Source organism: Pedobacter sp. HMWF019 (assembly GCF_003061025.1).
Lineage (GTDB): Bacteria > Bacteroidota > Bacteroidia > Sphingobacteriales > Sphingobacteriaceae > Pedobacter.
The window spans coordinates 1-3,127 of sequence record NZ_QAIL01000033.1 but is presented as its reverse complement, the minus strand read 5'-3'; the positions used below and the strand labels follow the sequence as shown (position 1 = coordinate 3,127).

Annotated in this window: 4 protein-coding genes; 3 read left to right on the top strand and 1 reads right to left on the bottom strand. The window is 40.1% G+C overall.

Annotated features, from left to right (window positions below):
- The first annotated feature begins 106 nt into the window (after positions 1-106).
- The 3 genes from lpdA (at position 107) to DBR11_RS01925 (ending at position 2,861) form a co-directional block, all read left to right on the top strand.
- Positions 107-1,495, top strand: coding sequence for a dihydrolipoyl dehydrogenase (gene lpdA, locus DBR11_RS01935; RefSeq protein ID WP_108549925.1), 1,389 nt, complete (start codon positions 107-109; stop codon positions 1,493-1,495).
- A 93-nt stretch (positions 1,496-1,588) separates the two neighbouring features.
- Entirely contained in the window at positions 1,589-2,428 is an 840-nt protein-coding gene (locus DBR11_RS01930; RefSeq protein ID WP_108549924.1) for an MBL fold metallo-hydrolase, read from the top strand.
- A 103-nt stretch (positions 2,429-2,531) separates the two neighbouring features.
- Positions 2,532-2,861, top strand: coding sequence for a YegP family protein (locus tag DBR11_RS01925; protein ID WP_108549923.1), 330 nt, complete (start codon positions 2,532-2,534; stop codon positions 2,859-2,861).
- On the opposite strand, the gene DBR11_RS01920 is transcribed toward DBR11_RS01925, so the two are convergent.
- Positions 2,858-3,061 (bottom strand): helix-turn-helix transcriptional regulator, encoded by a 204-nt coding sequence (locus DBR11_RS01920; RefSeq protein WP_108549922.1) that lies wholly within the window; start codon positions 3,059-3,061, stop codon positions 2,858-2,860. The genes DBR11_RS01925 and DBR11_RS01920 overlap by 4 nt on opposite strands.
- Positions 3,062-3,127 lie beyond the last annotated feature (66 nt).

Sequence of the window (3,127 nt, the reverse complement as noted above, 5' to 3'; positions counted from 1 at the left end):
TTAAATTAATTTACCCAAATGTGAAACACAAAAATCTCACAGGCCCGGATATAACCAACATTTTTTTTAATTTTGGCAAGTACTTAAGTTTTTCCTTTTATAAGATATGAACTACGATGTAATTGTAATAGGCAGCGGTCCTGGTGGATATGTAGCTGCAATCAGAGCTTCCCAGTTGGGTTTAAAAACTGCAATAGTGGAGCGAGAATCTTTAGGCGGAATCTGCCTGAACTGGGGATGTATACCAACCAAAGCCTTATTAAAAAGCGCCCAGGTATTTGAATATATCAATCATGCATCAGAATACGGTATTAAAACCGCTGAAGCTGAAGCAGATTTTGCTGCTGTGGTTAAACGCAGCCGTGGTGTTGCCGAAGGCATGAGCAAAGGTGTTCAGTTCTTAATGAAAAAGAACAAAATTGAAGTGATCATGGGCACAGCCAAAGTGAAACCAGGTAATAAGGTAGATGTAAAATCTCCGGATGGTTCACAAAAAGAGATCACAGCTAAAAATATTATTATTGCTACTGGTGGCAGATCAAGAGAATTACCTAACCTGAAACAGGATGGCAAAAAAGTGATTGGCTACAGACAGGCAATGGTATTACCTGAACAGCCAAAATCTATGGTTATTGTAGGTTCTGGTGCAATAGGTTCTGAATTTGCTTATTTCTATGCAACTATGGGTACTAAAGTAACCATTGTAGAATTTATGGATAATATTGTTCCTGTAGAGGACGAGGATGTTTCTAAACAATTGCTGCGTAGCTTTAAAAAAGTGGGCATCGATGTCATGACTTCTTCAAGCGTGGAATCTGTAGACACCAGCGGTACCGGATGTAAAGTACAGGTTAAAACTGCTGCAGGTATGCAGACTTTAGAGTGTGATATTGTACTTTCTGCTGCTGGAGTTGTGGCTAACATTGAAAATCTGGGTCTGGAAGAAACTGGTATTAAAACTGAAAAAGGCAAAGTGGTTGTTGATGAGTTCTACAATACTTCTGTTAAGGGTTATTATGCGATTGGAGATATCGTTTCCGGACAGGCACTGGCACACGTTGCTTCTGCCGAAGGGATTACTTGCGTAGAGAAAATTGCAGGTCATCATCCTGAACCTATTGATTATAACAACATCCCTGGATGTACGTATACTACCCCTGAGATTGCTTCTGTAGGTTATACTGAAAAAGCAGCTAAAGCAGCGGGTTATGAATTGAAGATTGGTAAATTCCCATTCTCTGCTTCTGGTAAAGCGAGTGCTGCCGGAGCTAAAGATGGCTTTGTAAAAGTAATTTACGATGCTAAATATGGTGAATTGCTAGGTGCACACATGATTGGAGCGAATGTTACGGAGATGATCGCAGAGATCGTTGTAGCTCGTAAACTGGAAACTACAGGTCATGAGATGCTGAAATCCATCCATCCTCACCCAACCATGAGCGAAGCGATTATGGAAGCTACGGCTGATGCATATGGCGAAGTGATCCACTTGTAGTGCATTAAAAGAAACAGTGATAAAACTTAGAGAGGTAGCGATGAGCTACCTCTTTTTTTATGTTTATATTTACAGCATTAACTTATTCTGAAGATGAATTTACATACGATTGATACAGGCTTATTCAAATTGGATGGTGGTGCCATGTTTGGCGTTGTACCTAAATCTATATGGCAAAAAAGCAATCCGGCTGATGAAAACAATATGTGCAGCTGGGCAATGCGGTGTTTACTGATTGAGGATGGAAACCGGCTGATCCTGGTAGACAATGGTATTGGCGACAAGCAGGATGCGAAGTTCCTGGGCCATTATTATCTTCATGGTGACGACACATTAGATAAATCGCTTGCCGCAAAAGGCTTTAGCCGCGCTGATATTACGGATGTATTTTTGACTCATTTGCATTTTGACCATTGCGGAGGTTCTATTGTTAGAGAGGGTGACAAATTACGCCCGGCGTTTAAAAATGCATTTTACTGGAGCAATAAGAAACACTGGAACTGGGCAGTGGAACCGAATGACCGTGAAAAGGCGTCTTTTTTAAAAGAAAACATATTGCCTATTCAGGACAGTGGACAATTGCGCTTTATTGAAGATCAGGATGGCATAGAGTTTCATAAAGACATCAACATCCGCTTTGCTTATGGACATACCGATGCAATGATGCTGCCTCAAATTCAGTACAAAGATCAGACAATTGTATACATGGCAGATCTCCTGCCTTCTGTGGGGCACATTCCCCTGCCCTATGTGATGGCTTATGATATGTTCCCATTGCAAACCTTAACAGAAAAAAAGGCCTTTCTGCAGGAAGCTACTGACCGAAACTATATCCTTTACCTGGAACATGACCCTATTAACGAATGTTGTACATTGCAGCAAACAGAAAAAGGAATCCGGTTGGACCGCACATTTAAACTCAGTGAGATTTGATTCGCATTTGTGAATTAAAATAATTGATTTTTTAGGTTAACTGCCTCAGTTTTTATAAATTGGTATAAATAACATCCATCTGTATCAACCTAAAAACTCGATTATGGGCAAATTTGAAATCACAACAAGAAAAAACGGAGAGTTTCAGTTCAATCTTAAAGCGGGAAACGGACAGGTTATTCTGACCAGTGAAGGGTATTCCAGTAAAGCGAATTGCTTGAATGGCGTGGAATCTGTCAAGAAAAATTCGCACGATGACAGCAAATATGACAGAAAGACTTCGACCAACGGAAAACCTTATTTTAATTTAAAAGCGTCCAACGGACAGATTATCGGGTCAAGTGAAATGTACGAATCTGTATCCAGCAGGGACAATGGTATTGAATCGGTCAAAAAGAATGCTCCTTCAGCCGAGGTTTCCGATCTGACCTAATCCCTGTATTCTAAAATATCTCCAGGCTGGCATTCCAGGATCCTGCAAATAACCTCTAAGGTTTCCAGCCGAACGGCCTTTGCTTTGCCTGTTTTCAGGATGGAAAGGTTGGACATGGTAATGCCGACCTTTCCACTTAATTCCTTAAGAGACATTTTTCTTTTGGCCAGCATAACGTCTAAATTGATAATAATTGGCATAGAATAACTGATATTTATTTTTTAAGATCAAGAGGGAAAGGGATATTTTAAAAAAAAGTATGACAT